At 60.7% G+C, this 26094-nt stretch carries 27 protein-coding genes; 13 read left to right on the top strand and 14 right to left on the bottom strand.

All coding sequences use genetic code 11. The annotated features are described in order from the left end of the window. Positions 1-11: 11 nt before the first annotated feature. On the bottom strand, positions 12-821 hold the full coding sequence (locus SARO_RS20600; protein WP_011445140.1) for a phytanoyl-CoA dioxygenase family protein: 810 nt from the start codon (positions 819-821) through the stop codon (positions 12-14). A gap of 156 nt (positions 822-977) precedes the next feature. Between SARO_RS20600 and SARO_RS07435 the strand changes: the two genes are divergently transcribed. Further along, positions 978-1697, top strand: coding sequence for a helix-turn-helix domain-containing protein (locus SARO_RS07435; protein ID WP_176929382.1), 720 nt, complete (start codon positions 978-980; stop codon positions 1695-1697). Positions 1698-1905: 208 nt separating this feature from the next. Here the strand turns inward: SARO_RS07435 and SARO_RS07430 are convergent, their stop codons facing one another. After that, positions 1906-2622, bottom strand: coding sequence for an IS6 family transposase (locus tag SARO_RS07430; RefSeq protein ID WP_011445138.1), 717 nt, complete (start codon positions 2620-2622; stop codon positions 1906-1908). Positions 2623-2848: 226 nt separating this feature from the next. On the opposite strand from SARO_RS07430, the gene SARO_RS07425 reads away from it, so the two are divergent. Beyond that, positions 2849-4498, top strand: a complete 1650-nt coding sequence (locus SARO_RS07425; RefSeq protein WP_011445137.1) for a flavin-containing monooxygenase — start codon at positions 2849-2851, stop codon at positions 4496-4498. A 32-nt stretch (positions 4499-4530) separates the two neighbouring features. Here SARO_RS07425 and SARO_RS07420 read toward each other — a convergent pair whose 3' ends face one another. Next, on the bottom strand, positions 4531-5238 hold the full coding sequence (locus SARO_RS07420; RefSeq protein WP_234007418.1) for a MerR family transcriptional regulator: 708 nt from the start codon (positions 5236-5238) through the stop codon (positions 4531-4533). A gap of 260 nt (positions 5239-5498) precedes the next feature. Between SARO_RS07420 and SARO_RS07415 the strand changes: the two genes are divergently transcribed. Genes SARO_RS07415 through SARO_RS07405 form a run of 3 tightly spaced genes read left to right on the top strand, consistent with a single transcriptional unit; the run spans position 5499 to position 8136 of the window. Continuing rightward, entirely contained in the window at positions 5499-6668 is a 1170-nt protein-coding gene (locus SARO_RS07415) for a cytochrome P450 (RefSeq protein ID WP_143005046.1), read from the top strand. 34 nt (positions 6669-6702) lie between these two features. Next, positions 6703-7020: a 2Fe-2S iron-sulfur cluster-binding protein gene (locus SARO_RS20845; RefSeq protein WP_041550224.1), complete on the top strand. Its 318-nt coding sequence runs from the start codon at positions 6703-6705 to the stop codon at positions 7018-7020. Between the two features lie 33 nt (positions 7021-7053). Next, a complete protein-coding gene (locus SARO_RS07405; RefSeq protein ID WP_011445133.1) occupies positions 7054-8136 on the top strand; it encodes a zinc-binding dehydrogenase in 1083 nt (360 codons plus the stop codon). 76 nt (positions 8137-8212) lie between these two features. Here SARO_RS07405 and SARO_RS07400 read toward each other — a convergent pair whose 3' ends face one another. The 5 genes from SARO_RS07400 to SARO_RS07380 all read right to left on the bottom strand — a co-directional run bounded on the left by SARO_RS07400 (position 8213) and on the right by SARO_RS07380 (position 13759). Beyond that, entirely contained in the window at positions 8213-9013 is an 801-nt protein-coding gene (locus SARO_RS07400) for an SDR family NAD(P)-dependent oxidoreductase (RefSeq protein ID WP_011445132.1), read from the bottom strand. 126 nt (positions 9014-9139) lie between these two features. Then, the gene (locus tag SARO_RS07395; protein WP_176929379.1) at positions 9140-11497 is read right to left on the bottom strand and encodes a TonB-dependent receptor; all 2358 of its coding nucleotides are present in this window, start codon (positions 11495-11497) and stop codon (positions 9140-9142) included. A 331-nt stretch (positions 11498-11828) separates the two neighbouring features. Further along, the gene (gene ribB, locus SARO_RS07390) at positions 11829-12971 is read right to left on the bottom strand and encodes a 3,4-dihydroxy-2-butanone-4-phosphate synthase (RefSeq protein WP_011445130.1); all 1143 of its coding nucleotides are present in this window, start codon (positions 12969-12971) and stop codon (positions 11829-11831) included. Continuing rightward, positions 12968-13486 (bottom strand): hypothetical protein, encoded by a 519-nt coding sequence (locus tag SARO_RS07385; protein WP_011445129.1) that lies wholly within the window; start codon positions 13484-13486, stop codon positions 12968-12970. The genes ribB and SARO_RS07385 overlap by 4 nt, the downstream gene beginning before the upstream one ends. A gap of 9 nt (positions 13487-13495) precedes the next feature. Further along, positions 13496-13759: a hypothetical protein gene (locus tag SARO_RS07380; protein WP_143005042.1), complete on the bottom strand. Its 264-nt coding sequence runs from the start codon at positions 13757-13759 to the stop codon at positions 13496-13498. Positions 13760-13887: 128 nt separating this feature from the next. On the opposite strand from SARO_RS07380, the gene SARO_RS07375 reads away from it, so the two are divergent. Then, positions 13888-14547, top strand: coding sequence for a TetR/AcrR family transcriptional regulator (locus tag SARO_RS07375; RefSeq protein ID WP_011445128.1), 660 nt, complete (start codon positions 13888-13890; stop codon positions 14545-14547). Between the two features lie 5 nt (positions 14548-14552). Here the strand turns inward: SARO_RS07375 and SARO_RS07370 are convergent, their stop codons facing one another. Further along, entirely contained in the window at positions 14553-16145 is a 1593-nt protein-coding gene (locus SARO_RS07370; RefSeq protein WP_011445127.1) for a class I adenylate-forming enzyme family protein, read from the bottom strand. A 182-nt stretch (positions 16146-16327) separates the two neighbouring features. Here SARO_RS07370 and SARO_RS07365 point away from each other — a divergent pair, with 182 nt between their 5' ends. Further along, the gene (locus tag SARO_RS07365) at positions 16328-17482 is read left to right on the top strand and encodes an LLM class flavin-dependent oxidoreductase (RefSeq protein ID WP_011445126.1); all 1155 of its coding nucleotides are present in this window, start codon (positions 16328-16330) and stop codon (positions 17480-17482) included. 36 nt (positions 17483-17518) lie between these two features. Beyond that, complete coding sequence (locus SARO_RS07360; protein ID WP_011445125.1) at positions 17519-18619, top strand: LLM class flavin-dependent oxidoreductase; 1101 nt, start codon at positions 17519-17521, stop codon at positions 18617-18619. 94 nt (positions 18620-18713) lie between these two features. Here the strand turns inward: SARO_RS07360 and SARO_RS07355 are convergent, their stop codons facing one another. Then, complete coding sequence (locus tag SARO_RS07355) at positions 18714-19364, bottom strand: hypothetical protein (RefSeq protein WP_011445124.1); 651 nt, start codon at positions 19362-19364, stop codon at positions 18714-18716. A 352-nt stretch (positions 19365-19716) separates the two neighbouring features. On the opposite strand from SARO_RS07355, the gene SARO_RS07350 reads away from it, so the two are divergent. From SARO_RS07350 to SARO_RS07330, 5 genes are read left to right on the top strand one after another with little or no spacing between them, the layout of a single operon-like run. After that, the gene (locus SARO_RS07350) at positions 19717-20166 is read left to right on the top strand and encodes a nuclear transport factor 2 family protein (protein ID WP_011445122.1); all 450 of its coding nucleotides are present in this window, start codon (positions 19717-19719) and stop codon (positions 20164-20166) included. Then, positions 20163-21002 (top strand): enoyl-CoA hydratase/isomerase family protein, encoded by an 840-nt coding sequence (locus tag SARO_RS07345; protein WP_011445121.1) that lies wholly within the window; start codon positions 20163-20165, stop codon positions 21000-21002. The genes SARO_RS07350 and SARO_RS07345 overlap by 4 nt, the downstream gene beginning before the upstream one ends. A 3-nt stretch (positions 21003-21005) precedes the next feature. Continuing rightward, positions 21006-21776, top strand: a complete 771-nt coding sequence (locus SARO_RS07340) for an enoyl-CoA hydratase/isomerase family protein (protein WP_011445120.1) — start codon at positions 21006-21008, stop codon at positions 21774-21776. Continuing rightward, positions 21773-22291, top strand: a complete 519-nt coding sequence (locus SARO_RS07335) for a flavin reductase family protein (RefSeq protein WP_011445119.1) — start codon at positions 21773-21775, stop codon at positions 22289-22291. The genes SARO_RS07340 and SARO_RS07335 overlap by 4 nt, the downstream gene beginning before the upstream one ends. Before the next feature lie 20 nt (positions 22292-22311). After that, on the top strand, positions 22312-22818 hold the full coding sequence (locus tag SARO_RS07330) for a nuclear transport factor 2 family protein (RefSeq protein WP_011445118.1): 507 nt from the start codon (positions 22312-22314) through the stop codon (positions 22816-22818). A 74-nt stretch (positions 22819-22892) separates the two neighbouring features. On the opposite strand, the gene SARO_RS07325 is transcribed toward SARO_RS07330, so the two are convergent. The 4 genes from SARO_RS07325 to istA all read right to left on the bottom strand — a co-directional run bounded on the left by SARO_RS07325 (position 22893) and on the right by istA (position 26074). After that, complete coding sequence (locus tag SARO_RS07325; RefSeq protein WP_011445117.1) at positions 22893-23393, bottom strand: DDE-type integrase/transposase/recombinase; 501 nt, start codon at positions 23391-23393, stop codon at positions 22893-22895. Next, entirely contained in the window at positions 23372-23896 is a 525-nt protein-coding gene (locus SARO_RS07320; protein WP_041550220.1) for an IS6 family transposase, read from the bottom strand. The genes SARO_RS07325 and SARO_RS07320 overlap by 22 nt, the downstream gene beginning before the upstream one ends. Before the next feature lie 70 nt (positions 23897-23966). After that, on the bottom strand, positions 23967-24824 hold the full coding sequence (gene istB, locus SARO_RS07315) for an IS21-like element helper ATPase IstB (protein WP_011445115.1): 858 nt from the start codon (positions 24822-24824) through the stop codon (positions 23967-23969). Further along, complete coding sequence (gene istA / locus SARO_RS07310; RefSeq protein WP_041550834.1) at positions 24821-26074, bottom strand: IS21 family transposase; 1254 nt, start codon at positions 26072-26074, stop codon at positions 24821-24823. Before istA ends, istB begins: the two co-directional genes overlap by 4 nt. Between the last annotated feature and the right edge of the window lie 20 nt (positions 26075-26094).

Genomic DNA, 26094 nt, shown 5'->3' with positions numbered 1-26094 from the left:
GTTTGGCGCGCTCATGCTGCCCCTCCGCAAAGGACCGGGAAGCGATCGGAAGGGAAAGGTTTGTTTGGTTCTATTCCGTCGAAGTTCTCACCATAGCTTGGGCCACCGGAATAGCGCACCGTCGCGTCCAGCAGGTTTACCAGATAGGCCCAGCGCCAGTGTGGCCCATTGAACGCGGGTCCGCCGTGAACGGTAAGATCGCCATGGATTGTAGCATCGCCCGCCTTCATGGCTGGGACCGGAGATGGAGGGCACTCTTCTGCTAACCATGGATTTTGCGCCAGTACATCATCGCTATCGAGCAACGTGCGTCCCAGAGGGCCTTGGCGATGAGAGCCGGTGAGGAACGACATCGCGCCACCGTCGGCTGGAAGATCCGTGAGAGCGAACCAGATATTGACCAGGCCCGTTCTGTCGAATGGGGAATGAGGAAAGTCCTGATGCCAGGGGGTGGCCTTGCCTCCCTGCTCTATCGGAGGTTTGACCAGGACTTCGTCGTTGAAGAAGCGGATAGGACGACCCCGCAAGATTCGGGAGATATTCTGGGCCAAGTGAGGCGAATGCGACAGTTCCTTCATAAGAGGCTCGACGCGCCACATACCGAGATAATTGCGCAGGATATTCTTGTAGTCCGCGAACGCGTCTTCGTCTGCGCCGCCGCCGGCCCCGGTCGAGACAAGCGCGTCAACCCCCATGACATCCTGCGCGCGCTCGAACAGCCGGCCGGCTAGTTCAGCCGAGATCAGGCCTGGGACATGCACCCAACCTTGACTTTGAAATGTGGCAATCTCTTCGACAGTAAGATCTCTGACGGCTACCATTCCAACTTCCCCATTTCGATATTCTCTGATGCTGAGCGATGGTGCAAAAGGTAGGCCCGTGACAATCTGGTGCTGCCTTCAAATTACACTATATGCATCGACTCTTTCAGAGTGTGAAAGTTTCGAAAGATGGCCAAAAGCAGCCCTACGACGACCATGATCCTCGGTGAACTGAATCGCGTGCGTAAGCAGCGCAATATCTCGTTGAAACTTCTAGCTATGCAATTAGGCGTGTCGGAACCAACGGTCATGCGATGGCTTCGCGGGCAAGCTCTTACCGTTGAGGTCCTTGACCAACTGTGCGTTTGTTTGGGCACTGACTTGAGGAGCTTGATCGAAAACGCCTGCGAACCTGAAACGGAGCGCCTGTCGCTTCGTCAGGAAAGAATTTTAGCTGCGGACCGGCGCCTGTCGCTTATCTTCTTTCTGATCCTGAATGGTGCGCAGCGAGATTCGCTGGAACGCGACTTCGGGATCGAACCGTCGAAATGCGACGAACTAATCGAGAGGTTGGTACGTCTCGGCCTGGTCACAAAGGCGAGCAACGGGCGCTTGCGTTCGCTCGTTAGCAGATCCGTCCGCTGGCAGGCCGGTGGACCATTGGCAACGGTCTTCGAACGCACCGTGCTGTCGATGATGCTCGGCCCGGCTTTCGGTCGCCAAGGCACACATTATGTTTCCCAGTTCGCACTTCTCGACGAGGAAGGCAGGGAATATGTCTTCTCTCGTTTCGAGGCGCTGTGCGAGGAAATTTTGCGTGGCCCCGGATATGTCGGGCACCCCTCTCCCGAGCGGGAGTGGAGTTCGATTTTCATGATGACACGCCCGATCGGGATCGCCGAAATGCGGTCATGGATGGAAGCTGATCCTACTTGATTCGGGCAGGCTAGCGACGGGGAACCTGCAACCTAGGCACTTCGGCGAAGACGTGCAGACATATGCAAACGTCTAGTTTCCGCAGGAGCGGACGTTCGTGGTGGCAGATCTGGGTGACCGACTTTGGGTCGGATGCTGCCGATCGGAGCTGTCAGTCTAATCGCAACTTGTCTCCGATTTGCGCGACTTGGGCAGATTGCGCGGCTGTTCAGGCCATGAGCGTCTGCCACTCGGCAAGGGCTGCCGAGCGACGCTGCTTGTAGGTCTTGCGATCGATGAGGTGACGGTCCTGGGAAAAATGGTTATGGAGCGAGCCATGGACGGAGGCGAACTTCTGCAACGTCTTCATCTGCCTGAAACGCAGCATCGCCCGTTCTCGTCGGCGAAATGGCAGGTGGCTGTTCTCCACCCGATTGTTTAGCCATCGCCCCATTTTCCGGCGATCAAGATTGCCGAGTTGGCGCATCGCGGCCGGGTATGACCGAAGGCCATCGGTCACGATTGCTTCGGCCCGACCGTGCCGCTTCAATGCCTTCTTCAGGAAAGTCAGAGCCGCAGCCTTGTCGCGGGTTTTGGTAACGTAGCTCTCGAGTACCTCTCCCTCGTGATCCACCGCCCGCCACAGGTAATGGCGCTCGCCGTTGATCTTGACGAACACTTCATCAAGGTGCCAGCGCCACTGACGAAATCCACGCATCCGACTGACACGCTGGCGCCGGATCTCTGACGCGAACATCGGTCCGAACCGGTTCCACCACAGCCTAACCGTCTCGTGGCAGATGTCGATGCCGCGCTCAGCGAGCAAGTCCTCGACGTTGCGCAGGGACAGCGGAAAACGGACATACATCAGCACCGCCAGCCGAATGATCTCCGGCGAGGAGTTGAAATACCTGAACGGGTTGGCTGATTTGCAGGCACGGGACATCCGCCGAATGCTAAACCTTCACCCCTTCCCTGCAAGTGGGCATTTGCTTTGACAGCGCCGAAATACCTGAACGGGTTAGCTGATTTGCAGGCACGGGACATCCGCCGAATGCTAAACCTTCACCCCTTCCCGCGTAAAATATTTGCGTCGGACAAAAACTCTGATAACAGCTTTGTATCAGTCAACACCTACGTTGACTCACGATGAAGAGTTAGGGAGGATGATAGTGGAAGCAGCAGCCGGTCCGGGTTTCGGCGCCCCTGATTTCGATGCAATCGTCATCGGTGCTGGTGTGACGGGAATGTATCAGACGTACCTGCTGGACGAGGCGGGGCTTCGGGTGCTTGGTATCGAGGCGGGGGCGGATGTCGGGGGGACCTGGTACTGGAACCGCTACCCCGGCTGTCGGCTTGACACCGAGAGCTATGCCTACGGTTATTTCGCGCTGAAGGGGATCATTCCTGAATGGCGCTGGAGCGAGACGTTCGCCGGCCAGCCCGAGATGCTGCGCTATGCCAATTACGCGGCCGACAAGATGGACGTACGCCGGCACTACCGCTTCAACACCCGCGTAGAGGCAGCCCGATATGACGACAGCAACAGCTGCTGGCAGGTCACGCTCGACAGCGGCGAGATCGTCAGCTGCCGGTTCCTGATCTCGGCCACAGGCCCGCTCTCGGCCTCGCGCATGCCCGACTTTGCCGGGCTCGACAGCTACAAGGGACAGTCGTTCCATTCCTCGCGCTGGCCGACCAACCCCGATGGCAGCGTCCAGGACATCGACTTTGCCGGTAAGCGCGTCGGCGTCATCGGCACTGGCGCGACTGGCGTCCAGATCATCCCGATCGTCGCCCAGAGCGCGCAGGAACTGTTCGTGTTCCAGCGCACCCCCAACTGGTGCACCCCGCTCGGCAACTCTCCGCTCAGCGACGAGGACATGGCGCTGATCCGCAGCCGTTATCCCACCATCCTCGAATACGTGAAGATCACCGATACCGCCTTCCCCTACCACCGTGACACCCGCAAGGGCACAGAGGTGCCGGCAGAGGAGCGCGAGGCCTTCTTCGAGGAGCTTTACGACCAGCCCGGATATGGCATCTGGCTGAGCGGCTTTCGCGATCTCCTGCTCAGCAAGGAATCGAACAAGTTCCTCGCCGACTTCGTCGCCAAGAAGATCCGCCAGCGCGTGAAGGACCCCGCAGTCGCCGAGAAGCTGATCCCGACCGACCACCCCTTCGGCACCAAGCGGGTGCCGATGGAGACCAACTATTACGAGGCCTACAACCGCGACAACGTCCACCTCGTCGACATCCGCGAGGCGCCGATCCAGGGCTTCGAGGCCGGGGGTATCCGCACCGCCGACGCGTTCTACGATCTCGACGTTGTGATCTTCGCGACCGGCTTCGACGCGGTCACAGGCTCGCTCGACCGTATCGACATCCGCGGCCGCAACGGCCTGCGCCTCAAGGATGCCTGGTCGGAAGGGCCAAGCACCTACCTGGGCGTGCAGGCACGCGGCTTCCCCAACTTCTGGACGCTCGTCGGCCCGCACAATGGCTCAGCCTTCTGCAACGTGGGCGTGTGTGGCGGGCTCCAGGCCGAATGGGTGCTGCGCATGATCGCGTACATGCAGGCACGCGGACTCACCAGTTCGGAGCCCTCCGAGCGTGCCGAGCAGCGCTGGACCGAGGAAGTCTACCGCGACTTCTCGCGCACCCTCCTCGCAGAAGCCAACGCCTGGTGGGTCAAGACCACCGAGCGGCCCGACGGAACCATCGAGCGGCGCACCCTCGTCCACGTCGGCGGCGGGCCCGAGTACCGCAAGCGCTGCGAACAGGTCGCCTACAAAAACTACGAAGGCTTCGAAATGGCCTGAGGGGTGATGTTTTCAGGCCTCACGCGTGGTGGTCAGGATGCATCGTTGTCCGATGCATCCACCGCCTCGTGGATGTTGCGCATGAAGGCTTTGAGTCGCAGCAATCCGAAAAAGTCGAGCATGAGCGGCAGCGCACCTTGAAGCATGGCGGCCGCCTTTTCCTCGGTGATCCGGCCCGCACTCCCCTTAAGGAAGACAGCCGCTTCCTTGGCGGCGACCTCCTCAGCGGCATCCCGGTAGAACGCGATGTTGCCGGGCGGGAAGCCCGTTTCCTCGTTGAAACCCAATTCGCGGATCTGAGCCCAAATCTCGACGATCCGGGCATCGGTGAGGCTGAGGCGTGGCTCGGGGCCGTCGTTGACCAGTTCGATCATACCCATTTGCTCGAAGGTATGGGCGTCCTTGTCGGCCATCGGATTGCGCTCGGCGATCGCACCGAGCGGTACCAGCCGCGTTTCTGCCAGCCCGAATCTGATGGCCAGCAGTTCCTCCAAGTGCTGATAGGTCTGCGCGCCCGCGCCGCTGTCGAGGCCGTTGCCGTCGAGCAGTTCCTTGATCTGGTCGAGGGTGAGGCGGCTGCCCTTCTGCAGTTCCCGCACGACCGCCACAGCGCGCACGTGGGTCTCGTCATATTCCGCCTGGTTTCGCGCCAGACGCAGCGGTTCGGGAAGCAAGCCTTTGCGCAACAGGATTCGAATCACCTCGCGGTTCACACCCGTCTTTTCCTCCAGCTCACGCATTCTCATTTCAACTCGGCCGTCCTGTCACCCGCATGGAAGGTGCTGATCTGCCAGAACTGCGTCGAAACAACCATAGACCGACTTCTTCCTTGCTCCACCGCCAAAACACGTGTAACAAACACGCATAACGCGTGGGCACAACACGCATGGACACCTTTAACCCACAGGAGAGCAGATTGGCTACCAACTTCGATGAGGCCGTCCGCGCCAAGGTCGAGCGCCCTGCCAACGTCCCGGAAGATCGGGTCTACGAAATCGACATGTATGCGCTTAATGGGATTGAGGACGGATATCACGAAGCCTGGAAGAAGGTGCAGCATCCGGGCATTCCGGACCTGATCTGGACCCCGTTCACGGGCGGCCACTGGATCGCCACCAATGGCGACACCGTTAAGGAAGTCTACAGCGATCCGACCCGCTTCTCCAGCGAGGTGATCTTCCTTCCAAAGGAGGCCGGCGAGAAATACCAGATGGTCCCCACGAAGATGGACCCGCCCGAGCATACCCCCTATCGCAAGGCGCTCGACAAGGGGCTCAACCTCGCCAAAATCCGCAAGGTCGAGGACAAGGTGCGCGAGGTGGCGAGCAGCCTGATCGACAGTTTCGCCGCGCGTGGCGAATGCGACTTCGCGGCCGAATACGCAGAGCTTTTCCCGGTCCACGTTTTCATGGCGCTAGCCGACCTGCCGCTTGAGGACATCCCCGTTCTGAGCGAGTATGCTCGGCAGATGACCCGTCCCGAGGGCAACACGCCCGAAGAGATGGCGACCGACCTCGAAGCCGGCAACAACGGCTTCTACGCCTATGTCGACCCGATCATCCGCGCCCGAGTGGGTGGCGACGGCGATGATCTTATTACGCTCATGGTCAACAGCGAGATCAACGGCGAGCGCATTGCGCACGACAAGGCACAAGGGCTCATCTCGCTGCTGCTGCTGGGCGGCCTCGATACCGTCGTCAACTTCCTCAGCTTCTTCATGATCCACCTTGCGCGCCATCCCGAACTGGTCGCTGAACTGCGCAGCGACCCGCTGAAGCTCATGCGCGGTGCCGAGGAGATGTTCCGCCGCTTCCCTGTCGTTTCCGAGGCCCGGATGGTTGCCAAGGACCAGGAATACAAGGGCGTGTTCCTCAAACGTGGCGACATGATTTTACTGCCAACGGCGCTTCACGGCCTGGATGATGCTGCCAATCCCGAGCCTTGGAAGCTGGACTTTTCACGCCGGTCCATTTCGCACAGTACTTTCGGGGGCGGCCCGCACCGGTGTGCCGGAATGCACCTTGCCCGCATGGAGGTCATCGTCACGCTCGAGGAATGGCTCAAGCGTATTCCCGAGTTCAGCTTCAAGGAAGGCGAAACGCCTATCTACCATTCCGGCATCGTCGCCGCTGTCGAGAACGTGCCGCTGGTCTGGCCGATTGCGCGCTGACTGCATACCCCTTCACTCTAAGCAGGATCCCCCCTTGACTGCTATCCTTGTTACAACACGCGACGGCACGCGCACCGAAATCCAAGCTGAGCCCGGACTCAGCCTCATGGAAGCCCTGCGCGATGCCGGCATCGACGAACTGCTTGCCCTGTGCGGTGGATGCTGTTCGTGCGCCACGTGCCATGTGCTCGTCGCCCCCGCCTTTGCCGACAGGCTACCGGCGTTGTCGGGCGACGAAAACGACCTACTCGACAGTTCCGACCACCGCACGCCGCATTCCCGTCTGTCGTGCCAGATTACCATCAACGACAAGCTCGAAGGCCTCGAAGTCGAGATCGCGCCCGAAGACTGAAAAAAGCAAGAATTCAAAACGAGAGGAATGAGCATGTTGGGACGTGCATCGGTGCTGGTAAAACCGAACCAACTGGAGACTTGGGACGTCAAAGTCGCCGATCCGGAACCGGGCGGTGCCCTGGTTTCGATCGTGCTGGGCGGGGTATGCGGCAGCGACGTCCACATCTTGACCGGCGAGGCTGGCGTGATGCCCTTCCCCATCATTCTGGGCCATGAGGGCGTGGGACGCATCGAGAAGCTGGGGCACGGCGTCAGCACTGACTACGCTGGCGAGGAACTTAAGCCCGGCGATCTGGTATATTGGTCGCCGATCGCGCTGTGCCATCGATGCTATTCCTGCAATGTTCTCGACGAGACACCTTGCGAAAATACCCAGTTCTTCGAAGATGCTTCCAAGCCGAACTGGGGTAGCTACGCCGATTATGCATGGCTGCCCAACGGCATGCCGTTCTATAAGCTACCAGCCCAAGCGCAGCCCGAAGCGGTCGCTGCGCTTGGCTGCGCCCTTCCAACCGCCCTGCGCGGCTTTGATCGCTGCGGCTCGGTTCGCGTCGGTGAAACTGTGGTTGTCCAAGGTGCAGGCCCTGTCGGCCTGTCGGCGGTGCTCGTGGCGGCGCAGGCCGGGGCGCGTGACGTGATCGTTATTGACGGCTCACCACTTCGTCGCGAAGCGGCCACCGCATTGGGCGCCTCGCTGACGATCGGCCTCGACGTCGCGCCCGAGGAACGGCGCCGAATGATTTACGATCGCGTTGGTCGCAATGGCCCCAATGTCGTCATCGAGGCAGCCGGAGTTCTGCCAGCGTTCCCCGAAGGCGTGGACCTGACCGGCAACCACGGCCGCTACATCGTGCTAGGACTTTGGGGCGCCATAGGCACTCAACCGATCAGCCCGCGCGACCTCACAATCAAGAACCTGACTATCGCTGGTGCGACCTTCCCCAAGCCCAAGCATTATTACCAGGCCTTGCATTTGGCGACAGCCCTGCAGGACCGTGTACCGCTAGCCGGTCTGGTCAGCCACCGGTTCGGCGTCAGCCAGGCGGGCGAAGCGCTGAGTCTCACCAAGAGTGGCACAGCGATCAAGGCCGTGATCGATCCGACGATCACCTGAAGGTCCAAGCTAACCCAAGAGAAAGACCCCGTCGCTTTGGCGACGGGGTCTTTCTCTTGCACCAAATGCCCCAGATTCAGTCAACTCGCTGGCCACGCCAGGCCAGCGTGCCGCCGTCGATCACGTAAGATGCACCGTTGATAAAGCTGGAATCGTCCGATGCAAGGAAGCAGGCAAGCTTGGCAACTTCCTCAGGCTTGCCCAAACGCGGTATCAGATGCGCCCCGGTAAGGACCGACATGATTGCCTTCTTGTCTTCGGCTGCATCGAGATACTTCTGTAGCATCGGAGTCTCGATCGCACCCGGACAGTAGCAATTGCAGCGAATTCCGTACTTCGCAAGGTCGACGGCGGTCGCCTTGGTCAATAACAGTACGCCGCCTTTGGTTGCGCAATAAGCACCAGCTTGAGGATAGGAAACAAAGGATCCTGTTGAAGCGACATTGACAATCGCGGCACCCTTGGAAAGCTTTAACCAAGGCACTGCATAGCGCGTAGTCAGCCACAGTGCCTTCAGGTTGACTTCATAAACTGCATCCCAGATCTCCTCGGGCAAATCCTCGATCGAAGTCTTGTCAGTTAAATCAGTTTCATGAATCGCGGCATTGTTATGCAGCACATCGATGCCGCCAAAATGGTCGGCAGTTTTTTGCATCAGTACTTTGATTTCGTGCGCCTTGCGCAAGTTGCAGGCGATGAAGATTGCATCGCCCTTTTCGGCCCGGATCGCCTCGACAGTTTCCTCGCCGGCACTGGTGTTGATGTCAGTGACAACAACGCGGCCTCCCTGCCGTGCCATTTCCATTGCGCTAGCCCGTCCCATGCCACTGCCGGAACCGGTTACGATGCACACCTTGCCATCTAGTCGATTGCCCATCAATTTCCTCTCCTTCGGCTTGGACGCCAGGTGGTGACCACGCAATAAAGGCGCCGCTCCCAACGGCGCCCAATGATCCTGCCTGCACATCGCGAGGGTGGCACACGGCCACCCTCGCGGAACCGCTTAGAACTCGACCTTGGCTTCCAGACCATACATGCGCGGAAGTCCCGGCAGGACGGAGTTGATCGCGTTGACCGCACCCAGCGCAAAGCCGCCGGTGTTGTACTTCTTGTCTGTCAGGTTCTTCACGTAAGCCGAAACTGAAATGTCGGAACCTCCGATCCTGCCCCATTCGGCGCGCAGGTCGACCAGTGCGTATCCATCGATCTGCGTTCTTGGCAGAATCGTGTTTGCTGCATTGGAATAGTAGAAGCTCGACTGCGCGTAGACGTCGCCCCGCAGCGAGGCCACGCTGCCATCGCCCAGTTCATGCTCGACTTTGGCGAATGCCGAACCCGACCACTTGGGAACGTCGCCGTAGGGGCCGAACTTCACCACGGTGGTACCTACAGTTGCCGTGTTCTTGGTATACTTGGCATCTGTGTAGGCGAGCGTACCGCCCAACTGAAGCCAGTCAGTGGGGCGGATGGAGAGGTCCGCTTCAACACCGCGAACCCTTGCTTCTTCAACATTGCCGCTAACCGCCGCCACGCCAAGGTAAATCGCCCGGATGACATTCTTGATGTTCTGGTTGTAAACCGCCACATTCATGGTCGCCGGCATGTCGCCGATGCGACCGTTGAATTTGGCACCCAGCTCAAAGTCGTAGGTCGTCTCTGGCTTGAACGAGTTCGGGATCGGGTTGCCGGCAGCATCAACGCTCGATGCAGTGCCGTTGAAACCGCCCGTGCGCCAAGAACCGCGCTGGGCCGCGTAGACCAGCAACGAAGGGGTTATCTTGTAGTCTACCGAGACGTTCCAGCTTGGCTTGTTGGCCTTCAACGTGCCCCCGGTGATACCGAGACTGGTGTTGAAGTCGTCTTGGAATACGTCAAACGAACCGGCCACGCGGTCCATTGGCGTGTACCTCGATTTTTCCCAGGTCCAGCGACCGCCCGCTGTAACATTCAGTTCGGGGGTCAGACCATATGTGAACTGGGCATAAGCACCTTTCGATGTGGTCTTGTTCGTATATTCTCGCAGAAAAAAACCAAGTGTATCGCCCAGCGCCGCCGAATAGTCTGGCGCAAAGGTGAGCGCGAGACGTTGATAGTCCTTGCCCTCGAAGTAGTAGAGACCTGCAATGTACTTCAGGTTACCAGTCTTGCCGGAAATCTGGAGTTCGTTGGACAGCTGCTGCGACACATAGGTGTAACCCTCGGCAGATCGGCCCCCGACTGCCGGATCACCCGGGTTTGCCGGCCCCGTACCTCCGCCGAATCCGATCTGAAGCGGGTCAAACGGCGTACCGTCAACGTCCGTACGGTCGCGCGAACGCGAATGGTTGTAGCCGAAGATATTCTTGATCTGCATCTCGTCCGACAATTCGTACGTCGTGGTATTGGTGACCAGATGCTGGCGACTTAGGTGCGCTCCGTCCTGATCGTCAAACACGTCGTAGAAGCCAAAATTCTTCTGCGCTTCGATGAAGCTGGGAAGGCCACTGAAACCAAACCTTGCGAAACGCTCGCCACCCTGGAGCAGCGCGGCAATGCCATCGGGGTACAGTGTGGCAGATGGAAGGCCATAGTTCAGAGACAGGTTGACGGGTTTACCATTGACGAAGTTGTTCAGCGGGTCGCCCGCCGCGCCGGAACTGCCGGCAACGCCGTAGTAGTTGGTGGCGCGCAAGCTTGTGCTGTAACCACCTGAATAATTGTATTGATAGACCGTAGCGTTCTTGAAACCGCCAGTTTCGATCTGGATGGTCGGGCGCACACTAAACGTGTCGACTGATCCGTTGCGGATGCCCAGCAGCAAGTTGCGCTGGTAGCCATCACGCTTCTGATACTGCGCCGCGAGACGCCCGGAAATAATCTCGCCCGGGATGTTGATTGCACCTTCGGCGAACTTGGCGTCGTAGTTGCCGTAGCTCAGCCTCATATAACCGCCGAAATCGGTGTCGGGCTTTCGAGTTTCATAGAGAACCGCACCACCGGTGGCGTTGCGTCCGAACAAGGTGCCCTGCGGACCTTTGAGCGCCTGGATCGAAGTGAGGTCAAAGAATGCGCTTGCCGATGTCGATTGGGCGTTGAATTCATTGACGTAGTTCAGCACGGCAGGCGCAGCGAACGAGAATGCATCAACCGACTGGCCACGCAGCGAGAAACTGATCTGGTTCGACGAGTTGGTCTGGCGCACGGTGAGGCCCGGTGTAGCAGACTGAAGGTCAGCGTCGGTCAGGATGCGCTTTTCCTCAAGCGCTTTGGCTCCGATCGCAGCTACCGACACCGGCACATTAGACAGCTTTTCCGACGTACGACGCGCAGTGACGACGATATCCTCGGTTGTGCTTGCAGCCTGGGGCTCATCTGCCGCCATCGCAGGCGAAACAACGAGAACGCATGAAAGCGAAACAAGCGCCGATGTCATTAGCAGACAGGAACGGCGCGTGCGATTCAAGATTGGACTCTTCATCTAAAACCTCCCCAAAAATTAAGCCCTCTGCGGGGCATAGCTGAGCGCACTCACCTTGCAAGCGCCTCGTCAACCCAGTTGTTGACACAAGAGGCGCGGACGGTCAACACATGAGTTGATAGATATTGAATGAGTATTTTTAAAGCGCTGCGATACGGTATCTCATGCGCCAAAGCGCACGGGCAATGGCGCCTGCGTAAGCTGGATCAGCTGACTATCTGCAAAAGCGTGAGCATCAAGCTGATGCGAACGGCTGATCCGACCGTGACGGCTTTCCACGTTCGTCCTCTACCAGCGGCACACGGTTTACCACCGAAAGCCCGAAACCCTCCAGCGCTGCGAGCTTGCCCGCGCTGGAAGACAGTAGGACCATCTCGCGCACACCAACGTCGCGAAGTATCTGAGCACCTATGCCATAATCTCGGTAGCCATGCGTGTCGGCATAGGCCTTACGATTGCCCTTAACTCTTTCCGAAATTGACGTGGGACTGTTGTCGCGGACGAAAACAGCCACGGCAGGCCCATCGTGCGCAGCAAGCACCTCTAGCGCTGCCGGAACATAGTCGCGATGCGCCGCGCGCCATCCCAGCACATCCGCAGTTAGGTCAAGCTGATGGACCCGCACCAGCGTTGGCATGTCCTGGTGGGGATCCCCGCGAACCAGCGCCACGTGTTCGCCGCTGTCGATCACATTACGATAAACGATGATACGGAAGTCGCCGTGCCAGCTGTCGAACGGCGCCTCCACCACGCGCTCTACAAGAGACTCGGAACGGCGGCGATATTCGATGAGGTCGGCGATGGTGCCGATGTTCATCTCGTGCTTGCGCGCGAATTCAATCAATTCCGGTAGACGCGCCATAGACCCGTCAGGATTCATGATTTCGCAGATGACGCCAGCAGGCGCCAACCCCGCCAGCCGCGAGATATCAACGGCGGCTTCGGTGTGCCCAGCGCGGACAAGCACCCCACCATCTCGCGCAACCAGCGGGAACACATGGCCGGGAGAGACCAGGTCTTCCGGCCCTTTGGAAGGATCGACGGCAACCGCAATGGTGTGGGCGCGGTCATGTGCAGATATTCCTGTCGTAACTCCGTCACGCGCCTCGATCGAGACGGTGAAGGCAGTGCTAAGGGAAGATTGGTTGCGCGCCTCCATCATTGGCAAATCGAGGTGACTGGCGCGCTCGCTCGAGATTGCAAGGCAAATGAGCCCTCGCGCGTGCATCGCCATGAAATTGATGGCATTGGGAGTTGCGAACTGCGCTGGGATGATCACGTCACCCTCGTTCTCGCGATCAGGCGCATCCACAAGGATGTACGGCCGGCCATTGCGAGCGTCCTCGATGATCGTCTCGATCGGTGAAACTTCGGTCATCTTCCTGCATCCTTCAGACGTGTTCTTATTGCTGGCGGCAGCTTCTCAGTGCGTACCGCTGTCGAGAAATCGCGCACGAAAGCGAGCGAGCCGAAGCCGTCAGCCCAGCGCTCGTTCGAATAGGACCAGCACCTCCCGTTCATGCCGGTTGCCCGTGACAGCGGCACCGGGTCTCCACGGTCGACGACATGTTGCCGGCCACGTGCGACAAACACACCGCGTTGGAGCATGGTCGCCGCCATGAGCGCTTCGCCGGTGAATATGTGGGAGGCCCACTTGTTGAACCCGCGCATCAGCGGTTTCCCAGCCAACGACTGGGGTGCCAACAATTCGAACCCGCTGACCTGCCAGCGATGCACGACGGTATCGTCGCACGCGATCTCAATCCAAGCCGATCTATCGACAGGGTCCGGGATCACGATATCCCAGATTGCGCATCGTCCTACTTGCGAAAGTGCCCAGTGCGCCAGATCGACGAGGTGCGTACAGTTAGACGGCTGCGGCAACCGGGCCATGAAGGTGCGCTAGTCGGCGGCAAGCGGTGCGCCAATCAGTGCTCCAAGCCCGGCCGGGGCTCCGCCACACATCGTGGTCGGTGCCCTCAGGAAGCCAGCGTCTATACCCGTAACATTTACTTGATCGTGCTCGATTACCAGCCAGAAGCTGTGAAAGTTGTCATCGACCTGCGCCACCATGGCATCGGACAACGCCGTGAACTCGAGGCGACGACGATAGGCGCCCTGCCCGTAGGATGGGTCTACCGGGAAGTGGGCGAGTTCAGGAATCATAGTCGTTCGCCAGCACGCTCGACGTACGCTTCGTGCCTGCCAGTCAAATTTCGCGTTGACGCACTGCTGCAAATCTCGGCATGGCAGCATTGCATCATATATGTGCATACGCGAGGGCATAGAAGCAGGTGAGTAAAGTCAGCAATATCTCCCGACGGCGTCGTTCGGCTCAGACAGAGGGTGGCGCCGATTATACCGCCAAACGAGAGGAACTTGTCCGGATCGCGGCCCGCCTGTTCAAGGAACAAGGCTACCAGTCTACCAAGCTGGCTGAGATCGCTCGCGAGGCCGGGCTCGACCGCGCCACGATTTATTATTACGTCGGCAGCAAGGAAGAGCTGTTCCGCGAAACGGTCGAAGGCGTGCTTGATGACATCAGCGCCGAAGCCAAACGCCTGCTTGCCGACCAGAGCCTGACCTGGCGAGAACGCCTGCATGCCATCTACGTCAGGCTGATGGCCTCGTATGAGGAGAATTATCCGGCAACCTTCGTGTACATCAAGGAACAGATGCACGAAGTTGCGGCTGAAGAATCGATCTGGGCGCAGGAGATCATGAGAAAAACGCGCGCGTTCGACCAAGTGCTTATCAACCTCATTCGTGAGGCCATTGCCGCCGGCGAGCTGCGCTCGAATATCCCGCCTCGCTTGGTGGAGCACGCCCTGTTTGGCATGCTGAACTGGTCTCACCGCTGGTTTACGCCTGGCGGTCCGATGACTGGCGCGCAAGTAGCCGAAGCGTTCTGGTCGATTTTCATCGACGGTATGAACCCCGAAAAGGGGAACTGACAACATCACAGCTGCGCTCGCAGTGCCCGCTTGTCAATCTTGGTCGCCGACATCGGCCAATCGGCGGCCGACATGAAACGGATCGCGCGAGGCACCTTGTAACTTGCGATACGACCGCGACAGAACGCGATCAGTTCCTCCTCATTGATCGTCTCACCGTCATAGAGCTCGATGAAGGCCACAGGCACTTCGTCGAGGCGTGGATCAGGCCGACCAACGACTTCGGCGGTCTTTACCGCCGGATGTGTGCACAGGAACGCTTCGACCTCAATCGCGGCGACATTCTCGCCACCAACTTTGAGCATATCCTTGCAGCGCCCGCCGAAGATTAGGCTACCGTTGGGCTGACGGGTGTAGAGATCGCCCGTCTTGAGCCAACCATGGCCGACCAGCGCCTCGCTCGTCTTTTCGGGCGCGTCCCAGTATCCGTCCATCACGTTGTACCCGCGCACGAGAATCTCACCCATCGTCCCGTCGGGCAGGTCCTGGCCGGTCTCGGGATCGACGATCCGGATCTCGATACCCGGGCACGCCTTGCCCTGCGTGAAAATGCGCGATTCGCGGTCCTCGTCAGTGTCACACAGGGCAAAAACGCCCGAAGTCTCGGTCATGCCGCAGGCTTGGATGATCTCGGTGTGGGGCAGCAGGTCCTGGACACGTTCTACCAAAGTTGGCGGAGCGATCAGGAATAGGTATTTCAGGTGCGCGAACTTTTCAGCGCTGAATTCGGGGTGATCGATGATGCCCTGGACGATTGCAGCAAACCACGGCCACGCAAGCGTCACCGCGTGTTTTTCCATGAGTGCGATCGCCCTGCCCGGCTCGAAATAACTGTCCGCCAGAAACGTGCCTGCCACCCCAACCGAGCCGATGAATGGTGCCAGGCTGCCGATGTGGAACAGCGGCCCGCCTGCCCAGGTGACATCGACCCCGTTCGCAGACAAGCGGTAACGAGCACGCTCCACAGGGCCACGCGTCACCGCCTCGTGCGGTAGCACACAGCCTTTGGGATTGGCAGTGGTGCCAGAGGTGTAGATGATCAATGCTGCATCGCGCACCCGCACGCTGCGGCGGGTGTGCTCGACTTCCGCCGGATCTGTCCGCACGCCCTGCGAGAGGAAAGCTTCGCGGCCAAGCACGTCACCCGAGCCTTCGCCTCTCAACAGCGCCACATAGCGCAGAGCCGGTGCGGCAGACGGTGTCGGCAGTGCCTGTTCGATAACCTCGATGAAGTTTACCGGATCGCTATCATGACGACTTGTAAGCAGTATGCGCGCCTGGGAGTTGTCAATGATATAGCCGATTTCAGCGGCGCGATGCCGCGCATTAAGCGGCACTGCGACGCAGCCGGCCAACATGATCCCGAACAGGGCTTCTGCAAATTCGACCGAGTTTGGCATCAGCAATGCGACATGCTCGCCTCGAGCAATGCCAAGCCCAATCAGTGCTCGTGCAACCCGAAAAGCTCCGTCGCGCAGTTCACGGTAGGATACAGCCACCCCGGGCAGCGCCAGTGCCGTACGTTCCGCGTGCAAGTCTGCCGCACGGAGCAGCAGGTCGCCAACGGTTGCTACCTCGGTTGTGACGGTCACCGGCATCTTTCCTCTCCAATCCGCCTAATCTGTGGCGTGAGCCAGCTTATGGAAAAAACCAGACCGTCTAGTCAACACAGTAGTTGACAGAGTCGGCGATTCTGGTCGATATCTCAATCAACGCGTGCATCGACACGCTATTCGACGCTGGATTGCCAGAGGCGTCACGGAGAGAGTTGGGGATCAGCATGAAGTTTCACCTGATGCAGACCGGCGTTGTCGGGCGCCGTCATGAAATCGAACAAGGCATGGCTGGACAGCGCCCCGAACTATACCAGCGCTTTCTCGATGAAGTGCGCGGATACGTTCGGCTGGCCGACGACCTTGGCTTCTACGGCTACTGTCAGCCCGAACACCACCTCCAGATTGAAGGCTTCGAGGCCAACAACCATCCGGGCATGTTCAGCCTCTTCGTCGGCCAGAACTGCACGAAGATGAAGGCAGGCATCATGGGCTACACCATGACCACGCACAATCCGGTGCGCGTTGCCGAGGAAATCGCCACGCTCGACCACATGTTGCAAGGCCGCCTCTACTGCGGCTTCACCCGAGGCTATCACGCCCGCTGGGTCGACGCCTATGGCATCAAGGAAGGTGTCAGCGCCACCACCCCAGACAACGTAAAGGCGCGCGATGCGCAGGATGCGCTAAACCGCTCGCTGTTCGAGGAAGGCGTGCGTGTGGTCAAGAAGGCTTGGACAAACGACGTGTTCAACCACAAGGGCGAGAACTGGCAATTCCCGCCGGAAGGCGGCTCCACCGGGCATCCCGCTTACGCCAAATATGGGAAGGGACAGGACGAGAACGGCATCGTGCGCGAGATTGGCATCGCTCCGCGCTGCTACCAGGATCCCCACCCACCGATCTACGGCGGCTTCGCAGCGTCTGGCCGGACCATCGATTTCTGGGCTGAAGAAGGCGGCAAGCTGATCGTACTGTCGGACAACCTCGACTTCTGCGAATCACTGAACAACCGCTACATCGCCACGGCCGCCAAGAACGGCCGCGAAGTTACCCGCACCGACGCATCGGCCTGGGGTGGCTTCCTGATGCTGACCGACGACAAGGACCGCGCTGAATACCTGATGAAGGAACACATGTGGTTCTGGGACGAATGGTTCATTCCGCTCGGCCAGCGTCCGCCCAACGTGCTGATCGGCAGTGCGGACGAAATTGCCGACAAGATCGGCCAGGCGCATGATCGCCTCGGCTTCGACGAACTTTTCCTGATGTTCGGGCAGGGTCATCTGGAGCCCGAAGCGAATCAGGAAGAGCTTGAGAAATTCATCAGCAAGGTAGCTCCGCGCTTCTCGACCAAGGACGAAAACGGCGTCTTCGTCTGATCCTCGTATCCGAAAAAATCTTCCAGGAGAGTGAACATGGCAATGCAGTGCGGAATCTTCATGACCCCTTACAATCCTCCGAGCCGAACGGCACGGCAGGTGTTCGATTGGGCATTGGATATCGCCCGGATCGCCGACGAGGCCGGCTATGCCGACTACATGATCGGCGAACACTACACGCTGGGCTGGGAGAACATTCCGGTGCCCGAAGCGATCATCGCGGCCTGCGCCCAGACCACGAAGCAAATCCGTTTCGCACCGATGGCGCACCTGCTACCCTATCATGACCCGGCCACGCTCGCTGTGCGCATCGGCTGGTTGAGCCAAGTCATGGAAGGCCGCTACTTCCTCGGCGTTGCCCCGGGCGGCCACCACACCGACGCGATCTTGCACGGATTTGAGAACATCTTTGAGCTGCCGCCGCGGCAGCTCGAGGCGCTTCATCTCATGGAACGCGTATGGGAAGGCAAACCGTTCCTCGAAAAGGGCACGTATTTCCAGGCCGGTTTCCCCGGCCCTGATACGATGCCTGAGTACGATGTTATCATCGCCGACAACAGCCCTTATGGCGGACGAGACAACCTCGAGATTGCGGTGACCGGCCTGTCGCAGAACTCTTCGTCGATGAAGTTCGCCGGTGAACGCGATTATTCGCCAATCTCGTTTTTTGGCGGCACGCCTCAGATGCGGGCGCACTGGGATACCTGGGCGGCGGCCATGGAATCGAAGGGTCACACACCAGATCGCAGCCGCTATCGCGTTTGCCGCGACGTGTTCATCGCCGACACCGACGCCGAGGCCAAGCGCCTATTCCTCAAGAGCGGCCTCGCCCAGACCTGGGCCAAGTACCTCAAGGAAATCTACATCAAGTTCCGCTTGTTCGACGGCATAATCCAGGACTCCGGCAAGGACGTGACGCCCGAAACGATCGACGAGGATTTCCTCGCCGAACACGTCGTCCTGTGCGGTTCGCCCGAGACGGCGATCGAGAAGCTCGAAGCGCTGGCCGACAAGGTCGGCGGCTGGGGGCAGATCGTTTACAACCAGCACGACAGCATCGACGATCCCAAGCCTTGGGAAGAATCGATCCGCCGCCTTGCCACCGAAGTGTGCCCCAAGGTGCGCATGCCCAACTGACGGTGTGGCCGGGCTTCGGCCCGGCCACTCAAACTGCGAAGGGCGGCTCCTTGAGCCGCCCTTTCTTGTGATTGAGCGCGCTACGACCTTCGGTTCAGAAGGTGCCCTGGTGTAGTGGTGCCGCCGCCGCGATCACCAGCGTTTCCTGGATCGCGAGCCGCCCTGCCCCCAACTCTACCGCATTGGCCAGATGCAGCCTGAAGCCCGGTGCAAACCGGTGGCCCGGCGTCACGTCGCACGCCATAGCGGCCAGTTCCTTGATCTTGGCACGCACGAGGCGGTTCTTCCAGGGCACTGCGCAGTAGGTGAAGAACGCCTCGAACTGGTCAGTGCTGATCTGCAGCATCGCCCGGAGGAACCCCGGCAATTCGCGTTCGAAGCCGGTCCAGAACGGGTCATTGCCGACATGCCTGTCCCACAAGGCCTGCTGCTCGGTTGTAAACGCATCGGAAAACGGGCAACCGGCCACGCGGGCCTGCTCGACCAGCGTTGTGCATGAGGCCATCAGCGAGTGGACCCCGAGCCCGGAGACCAGCGCTAGGATTTCCTGGACCTGCCCGGGCGTCGCCCCGGCAGCAAGCGCCTCGGCCGTTGCCGCAGCAATCGCGTCGCGATCGAGCGAGGTCACCGAAGCGGCCACCGCATACCGGATCAGCGCGGCATCGCAAGCCGAAAGCGGATCACCTTCGATGGCGGTGGCGCCGCGCGCCAGCGCCTGCAATTCTTCCATTGAAACCATGGCCATGCACCTCCCTCCTCAGCACCGTGGCGCCATGCACCAAACTAGTCAACTTTACTGTTGACTGAGGCATGCCAACTCGTCAACATAATCGTTGAAAGAGGCCATAAGGCCGCGTCGCAATGACATGCGATTGAGAGGGGCGAAAGTGCGGGCCGTTTTCCAGCCATCGTTGGCAAGCAAGGCAGCAGGCAACGCGCCTGCGTTGCCGCGTTTCCCGGACGGAACCGCCGCGCCGGCCGCGGTGGGCAAGACCCTTCGCACCCTAGCTTCCCTCACCTTTCCCATTCCGCCTGACCCCGTTGACAGCGCCGCTCCGGCGGACAATTGTCAACATAATCGTTGATTGGAGCACCTAATGACCGACACCAACCTGGTCGAGATGCGCGCGATCGAGCGCATGATGTTCGACTATTCCTACCATCTCGACATGAACCATCCCGAGGAACTCGCCGCCCTCTTCGTCGAGGACTGCGAAGTAAGTTATGCGCCCAATTTCGGCGCGACCGGCAGGGACGCCTACAAGAAGACCCTTGAAGGCATCGGCACCTTCTTCCGTGGCACCTCGCACCACAACTCCAATATCTGCATCGACTTCGTCAGCGAGACCGAAGCCAATGTCCGCTCGGTGGTGCTCGCCATCCATCGCTACACCAAGGAACGTCCCGACGGCATCCTCTACGGGCAATACTTCGACACAGTGGTCAAGGTCGATGGCCAGTGGAAGTTCAAGCGCCGCGAGCTGCGTACTACGATGACCACCGACTATCACGTGCGCGCTGCCAACCCCATCGGTCGCGCCGAATGAGCGGAGACGAGCCCGGCCCGGAACTCCTGATCGAGCATTCCGGTTCGATCAGCTGGATCGTGCTCAACCGCCCGGCCCAGGCCAACGCGCTGTCGCGCACGCTGATCGAGAGCTTCTCGGCAGCGCTGCGCACGCTCGAGGACGAAGGCGCGCCGGTCATCGGCATCCGCGCCAACGGCAAGGGTTTCTGCTCCGGCATGGACCTTGGCCAGTACGGCGGCGCCGCCGTTCTCGATCCCACCGCCGATTCCAGGCGCCTCAACGAGAACGTCGCGCGCTGGCTGGCGATCTGGGATCATCCCAAGCCGGTCATCGCTGCGGTCCATGGGTATTGCGCCGGCGTTGCGGCGCAGATGTGCATCTTTGCTGACCTCACCGTGGTGGCAGACAACGTTCGCATCAGCGAACCGGGCGTGCCCATCGGTGGCGGCTTCATCGCGCCGACATGGGTGGCCCAGGTCGGCGCCAAGCGGGCGAAGGAATTCGCCTTCCTGCCCGGCAACAGCATCGACGGGCCGACGGCGGTGGAATGGGGCTGGGCCAACCACTGCGTGCCCGCCGACCGTCTCGTCGAGTCAGTCGAGAGCCTGGCTGCGCGCATGGCCCTGATCCCGTCGGACGTGCTGCGGATCAAAAAGCTGTCGATCAACCGCGCCGCCGAGGCCGCAGGCTTTCGCACCGCCACCGGTGGCATCGCCGAGATGGACTCGCTGCTGCATGCCGCACCGTCCGTTCTCGCCATCCGCGAGCGCATGACCACGCTCGGCCTCAAGGCCGTCCTCGACGAATACCGCGGTCCTTCCTCGACCGCCATCATGAACAGTTTCAAGGAGTAAGCCATGGCCGATATTGACTTCAGGATCGAGGGCCACGTCGCTCACGTCCGCCTCAACCGCCCCCAGGGTCTGAACGCGATCACCCAGGAGATGGACGATCTGCTGCTCGATGCCTGGACCGAAGTAAACGCCAATTCCGACATCTGGGCGGTAGTGCTCTCGGCCGAGGGCGAGAAGGCCTTCTGCATCGGCGCCGACGTCTCGGGCGGGGCCGAGCGCAAGACGCGCATGGCGCTCGGCGGTGGCCTCACCGGGATCGGCGGCCCGCTGGTAACCTGCAAGAAGCCGATGGTGGCCGCGGTCCAGGGCTTCTGCGTCGGCGGTGGCTTCGAACTCGCGATGTGCGCGGACATTATCGTCGCTGCAGACACTGCCCAGTTCGGCCTGCCCGAAACCAAGGTCGGCATCATTGGCGAATGCGGCGTTGTCCATCGCGCCATGCGCCAGCTTCCCTATCACATCGCACTCCAGCTCATCCTCACCGGCGAGCGCATCAAGGCCGATGAAGCGCGCCATTACGGCCTCGTCAACGAGGTCGTGCCCTTCGCCGAACTGGAGGAAGCAGCGCTGCGCTGGGCATCCAAGCTCAATGCCGCTTCGCCGCTGGCTGTCCAGGCCGCCAAGGCCGCCGCGCTCGGCCGGCTCGGCCATCCGCTCGAGGTAGCGCTGATGACCCGCTTCGAGCCGATCGAGGAGTATGCGGCGACCGAGGACAAGAAGGAAGGCGAGCGCGCCGCCGGCGAACGACGCAAGCCGGTCTGGACCGGCAAGTGACGATCCGGATCGACCCGGTGATCGAGGGCGCCGCCTACCGGCGCGTCCTCGGCCATTACCCGACCGGGGTCTGCGTGGTAACGGCGACGCTGCCCGACGGCCGCCGCGCCGGCATGGTGGTCGGCTCGTTCACCTCGGTTTCGCTCGATCCGCCGCTGGTCGGCTTCTTCCCGGACGTCTCCTCGTCCAGCTGGCCGCAGATCGAGGCCGCTGGCCGGTTCTGCGTCAACATTTTGGCGAGCGACCAGAAGGACCTGTGCCGCCAGTTCTCGGCCAAGGGCGAGGACAAGTTCGCCGGGCTGACCCATGCCGATTCGGCCAACGGGTCGCCTGTGCTCGACGGGGTGGTCGCCTGGATCGACTGCACGCTCGACACGGTGCACGAAGCGGGCGACCACTACATCGTGCTCGGTCGGGTGCAGGAAATGGACATCGTCCGGCCGGAACAACCGCTGCTGTTCTTCCGGGGCGGCTACGGCAGTTTCGCACCCCTGTTCGACGCGGCGAGCGAATAAGTAACGATCGGGAGCAGATCATGACCCTCGAAGAACGGGTAAGACGCCTAGAAGACCGTGCCGAGCTGAACGACCTCGTGGTCGCCTATTTCCTGGCATCGGACGGCGATGACCTCGCAACGGTGGGCAACAGCTTCACCGACACCGCAACTTTCAGCACCTCAGGCGTGCTTGCTGGCGAGGGGCGCGACGGAATTGTTGCCTTCATTGCCGCCGCGCGCGATCACATGGGGCTGACCATCCACACACCCCACTACGCGCAGTTCACCTTCGAGGGGCCTGACGTGGCCAAGGGTCTGGTTGGCGCCCATCTCGAACTCGTGCTGGGCGGCGTCGCCGTCTACGGCGGGGTGCGCTATGTCGATGAATACCGACGCACGGCCGATGGCTGGCGGATCCAGACCCGCGACATGCGCACCATCAACATGGCGCCCTGGCTCGAAGTGGGCGAAGCGTTCGCTTCGGCAACTCCGGTCCGCTGGCCCAGCGCCGAGCCCTCACCGAGCGATTTTCCGCGCAAGGGCTGACAACCTGGTCGGTGCTGTCAGTCCAATGCGAACTCGTCTCCGCTTGGCGGAGCTGCCGCTACAGCATTGAAACCTCAGGCCACAAGCGACTGCCACTCGACCAGCGCGGCCGAGCGGCGAACCTTGAAGGTTAGTCGGTCGACGAGGTGGCGTTCCTGGGAAAAGTGGTTGTGGATGGAGGCATGGACCGAGGCGAATTTCTGCAGCGACTTCATCTGCCGAAACCGCAGCATCGCCCTCTCTCTTCGTCGGAACGGCAGGTGTGAATTTTCCGCGCGATTGTTGAGGTGCCGGCCAACTTCGCGTCGCCCCTCATTGCCCAGTTCCCGCATCGCCGCAGGGTAAGAACGCAGCCCGTCGGTGACGATGGCCTCGGCCTTTCCATGCCGCTTCAACGCCTTCTTCATGAAGGTCAAAGCCGCGGTTTTGTCCCGTTTTCTGGTGACAAAACTCTCCAGCACCTCACCCTCGTGGTCGACCGCACGCCAGGGTGCTGTCAGTCCAATGCGAACTCGTCTCCGCTTGGCGGAGCTGCCGCTACAGCATTGAAACCTCAGGCCACAAGCGACTGCCACTCGACCAGCGCGGCCGAGCGGCGAACCTTGAAGGTTAGTCGGTCGACGAGGTGGCGTTCCTGGGAAAAGTGGTTGTGGATGGAGGCATGGACCGAGGCGAATTTCTGCAGCGACTTCATCTGCCGAAACCGCAGCATCGCCCGCTCTCTTCGTCGGAACGGCAGGTGTGAATTTTCCGCGCGATTGTTGAGGTGCCGGCCAACTTCGCGTCGCCCCTCATTGCCCAGTTCCCGCATCGCCGCAGGGTAAGAACGCAGCCCGTCGGTGACGATGGCCTCGGCCTTTCCATGCCGCTTCAACGCCTTCTTCATGAAGGTCAAAGCCGCGGCTTTGTCCCGTTTTCTGGTGACAAAACTCTCCAGCACCTCACCCTCGTGGTCGACCGCACGCCAGAGATAGACCATCTCGCCGTTCAGTTTCACGTACATCTCATCCAGGTGCCAACGCCAGTGCCGGAAGCCACGCATCCTGTTGACCCGCTGCCTGCGGATATCAGCTGTCAATGGGCACCGAAGTTTCCGCAGATGTGGGCTCCCAAAATTCCCTATGCTGGCGGTTCAGGTCGGTCGGTGATCAGCCATATTCGTGATCGGATTTTCCTTTCGTCGGTGGTCGGCCACGGCGTTTGGGCTGCGGCGGATGGAACGTGGCACCGTTGCGCACGTTTTCGGGCACAAGCGCGGCGTGCTCACGCATTCGGTAGCTGGAGCCTTCGACCTGGATGACGACGGCATGGTGCAGCAGCCTGTCGAGCAGCGCCGTGGCGACGACAGGATCGCCGAAGACCTCACCCCATTCGGCGAAGCCGCGGTTGGAGGTGAGGATCATGGCGCCCTTTTCGTAGCGGGCGTTGACCAGCTGGAAGAACAGGTTGGCGCCGCCCGGTGTGACCGGCAGGTATCCGATTTCATCGACGACGAGCAGCGATGCCCTGGTCAGGAACCGGATCTTCTCCCTGAGCGTGCCTTCACGTTCGGCCTTGGCGAGCTGGGCGATCAGATCGGCGAGCGGGATGAAGTAGACCGCTTTCCCGGCGCGCACGGCCTCAACCGCGAGCGCGGTGGCAATGTGGCTTTTGCCGGTGCCAGGCGGCCCCAGCAGATGGACGACCTCGGCGCGTTCAATGAAGTCGAGCCCGGCAAGAGCGAGGATACGGTTCCTGTCGAGCGAAGGCTGGAACGAGAAGTCGTAGCCGGCGAGCGTTTTCACGACGGGCAGCCGGGCCATGCGCAGGGCCGCCTTGATCCGCCGGTTTTCACGCAGCGACAACTCTTCGCCCAGCAGTTCGTCGAGTGCCTCGATGCCATCGATCTGGCCCTGCTCGATACGCCGCAGGGTCGCATCGAGGATCTCGAGCGCCCGGGGCATCTTGAGGCTGACCAGGCTCCGGCGGATGGAGTCGATGCGCGTGGCTGGTGCGATGCCGTTCATGGCCGACCCTCCGTGGCAAGGCCCGCGCCGATCGCTTCATAGATGGCCAGCGAGCGCAGTGGCACATAGTCACCGATGCGGCCGATCGTCGTCACCGGCCGCTCATGCATTCTCGGCTGAGGTCGTCCGGTGCGATGACGCTGATCGATGCGATATTGTCGACGCCCTTCCAGCACCGGGTGTTCGGCAACAACGATGCCGCGGTCGATGACACGGATCAGATCCGGCAGTTGCTCGATCTCGACGACCCGGCGCGTTCGGTCGGGCACGCTGTAATAGTTGCCGCCGACCGCCACGAGCCCGTCATGGCTGACCCGCCGCTCGAGCTTCAGGACGGCGTTGAAGCGGTGCTCGGGCAAGCGCTGCAGCTCTTCCTGCTCCTCGGCGAAGGCCTCGGTCACCACGCGTTGGGTCGTGCCATGCACCCGTACATTGGCGACCGTGTCGAGCCAGTCGATGAGTTGGGCGTTGAGATCCTCCATGTTGCGGAAGGATCGCCCCAGGAAGAAGTCCTCGCGGATGTAGCGGAAGGGTCGCTCGACCTTTCCCTTCGTTTTGGCGCGATAGGGCCGGCAGGCCCTGGGCTGGAACCGGTAGTGCTTCGCCAGAGCCAGCAGCGAGGTATTGTAGACGATGTGACCCTGGTCGTCCTCGCCGGTCACCGCGGTCTTCATCCGGTCGTAGAGAATCTCGATCGGCACACCATCCAGGGCCTCGAAGGCCTGCATATGGCAGCGCAGCAGCGTCTGCAGATCCTGGTGGAGCACATAGCGGGCAAACAGGAGGCGCGAGTAGCCCAGCACCATGCTGAACAGCCAGACGATGCGCGCCACACCGGGCTCATCGGTGAACTCCACTACGAAGCGGGCGAAGTCGACCTGACCCTGCACGCCCGCCTTGGTCTCGAAGCGAACCTCGTAGGGCTTGGGATGCTCGGGCCGGATCGCCGCCAGATAGCGCTTCACCGCCGTGTAGGCGCCGGCGTAGCCCATCTCCCTGATCTCGCGGGTCAGTCGCGAGGCGGTCAGGTCGGGGAATGTCGTCACCCGTTCGCGCAGGAAATCCATGTAGGGCGCGATCTTGCTCGGCCGGCCCGCCACACGCGGACCGTAAGCCGGCACCTCAACGCCCCGCTCGATGTATTTGCGCACGGTCTTGGGATCGCGCCCGGTTCGGCGCGCGATCGCCGTCACCGACAGCCCCTGCCGATGCAACTCCAGTATCATCATGGCTTCTCCAAGTCGGATCATCGGCGGCGCCTCCCACCAGG

The organism is Novosphingobium aromaticivorans DSM 12444 (assembly GCF_000013325.1).
GTDB classification, from domain to species: domain Bacteria; phylum Pseudomonadota; class Alphaproteobacteria; order Sphingomonadales; family Sphingomonadaceae; genus Novosphingobium; species Novosphingobium aromaticivorans.
The sequence above is the reverse complement of the archived record's forward strand: the minus strand, read 5'-3'. Positions and strand labels throughout refer to the sequence as shown.

What these genes read in the sequence shown, in the direction of transcription:
- SARO_RS20600 (WP_011445140.1), bottom strand. Translation starts at nt 821, where the DNA reads ATGGTAGCCGTCAGAGATCTTACTGTCGAAGAGATTGCCACATTTCAA.
- SARO_RS07435 (WP_176929382.1), top strand. Translation starts at nt 978, where the DNA reads ATGATCCTCGGTGAACTGAATCGCGTGCGTAAGCAGCGCAATATCTCG.
- SARO_RS07430 (WP_011445138.1), bottom strand. Translation starts at nt 2,622, where the DNA reads ATGTCCCGTGCCTGCAAATCAGCCAACCCGTTCAGGTATTTCAACTCC.
- SARO_RS07420 (WP_234007418.1), bottom strand. Translation starts at nt 5,238, where the DNA reads ATGCGTGAGCTGGAGGAAAAGACGGGTGTGAACCGCGAGGTGATTCGA.
- SARO_RS07415 (WP_143005046.1), top strand. Translation starts at nt 5,499, where the DNA reads ATGTATGCGCTTAATGGGATTGAGGACGGATATCACGAAGCCTGGAAG.
- SARO_RS07405 (WP_011445133.1), top strand. Translation starts at nt 7,054, where the DNA reads ATGTTGGGACGTGCATCGGTGCTGGTAAAACCGAACCAACTGGAGACT.
- SARO_RS07400 (WP_011445132.1), bottom strand. Translation starts at nt 9,013, where the DNA reads ATGGGCAATCGACTAGATGGCAAGGTGTGCATCGTAACCGGTTCCGGC.
- SARO_RS07395 (WP_176929379.1), bottom strand. Translation starts at nt 11,497, where the DNA reads ATGGCGGCAGATGAGCCCCAGGCTGCAAGCACAACCGAGGATATCGTC.
- ribB (WP_011445130.1), bottom strand. Translation starts at nt 12,971, where the DNA reads ATGACCGAAGTTTCACCGATCGAGACGATCATCGAGGACGCTCGCAAT.
- SARO_RS07385 (WP_011445129.1), bottom strand. Translation starts at nt 13,486, where the DNA reads ATGGCCCGGTTGCCGCAGCCGTCTAACTGTACGCACCTCGTCGATCTG.
- SARO_RS07380 (WP_143005042.1), bottom strand. Translation starts at nt 13,759, where the DNA reads ATGATTCCTGAACTCGCCCACTTCCCGGTAGACCCATCCTACGGGCAG.
- SARO_RS07370 (WP_011445127.1), bottom strand. Translation starts at nt 16,145, where the DNA reads ATGCCGGTGACCGTCACAACCGAGGTAGCAACCGTTGGCGACCTGCTG.
- SARO_RS07365 (WP_011445126.1), top strand. Translation starts at nt 16,328, where the DNA reads ATGAAGTTTCACCTGATGCAGACCGGCGTTGTCGGGCGCCGTCATGAA.
- SARO_RS07360 (WP_011445125.1), top strand. Translation starts at nt 17,519, where the DNA reads ATGGCAATGCAGTGCGGAATCTTCATGACCCCTTACAATCCTCCGAGC.
- SARO_RS07355 (WP_011445124.1), bottom strand. Translation starts at nt 19,364, where the DNA reads ATGGCCATGGTTTCAATGGAAGAATTGCAGGCGCTGGCGCGCGGCGCC.
- SARO_RS07350 (WP_011445122.1), top strand. Translation starts at nt 19,717, where the DNA reads ATGACCGACACCAACCTGGTCGAGATGCGCGCGATCGAGCGCATGATG.
- SARO_RS07345 (WP_011445121.1), top strand. Translation starts at nt 20,163, where the DNA reads ATGAGCGGAGACGAGCCCGGCCCGGAACTCCTGATCGAGCATTCCGGT.
- SARO_RS07340 (WP_011445120.1), top strand. Translation starts at nt 21,006, where the DNA reads ATGGCCGATATTGACTTCAGGATCGAGGGCCACGTCGCTCACGTCCGC.
- SARO_RS07330 (WP_011445118.1), top strand. Translation starts at nt 22,312, where the DNA reads ATGACCCTCGAAGAACGGGTAAGACGCCTAGAAGACCGTGCCGAGCTG.
- istB (WP_011445115.1), bottom strand. Translation starts at nt 24,824, where the DNA reads ATGAACGGCATCGCACCAGCCACGCGCATCGACTCCATCCGCCGGAGC.
- istA (WP_041550834.1), bottom strand. Translation starts at nt 26,074, where the DNA reads ATGATCCGACTTGGAGAAGCCATGATGATACTGGAGTTGCATCGGCAG.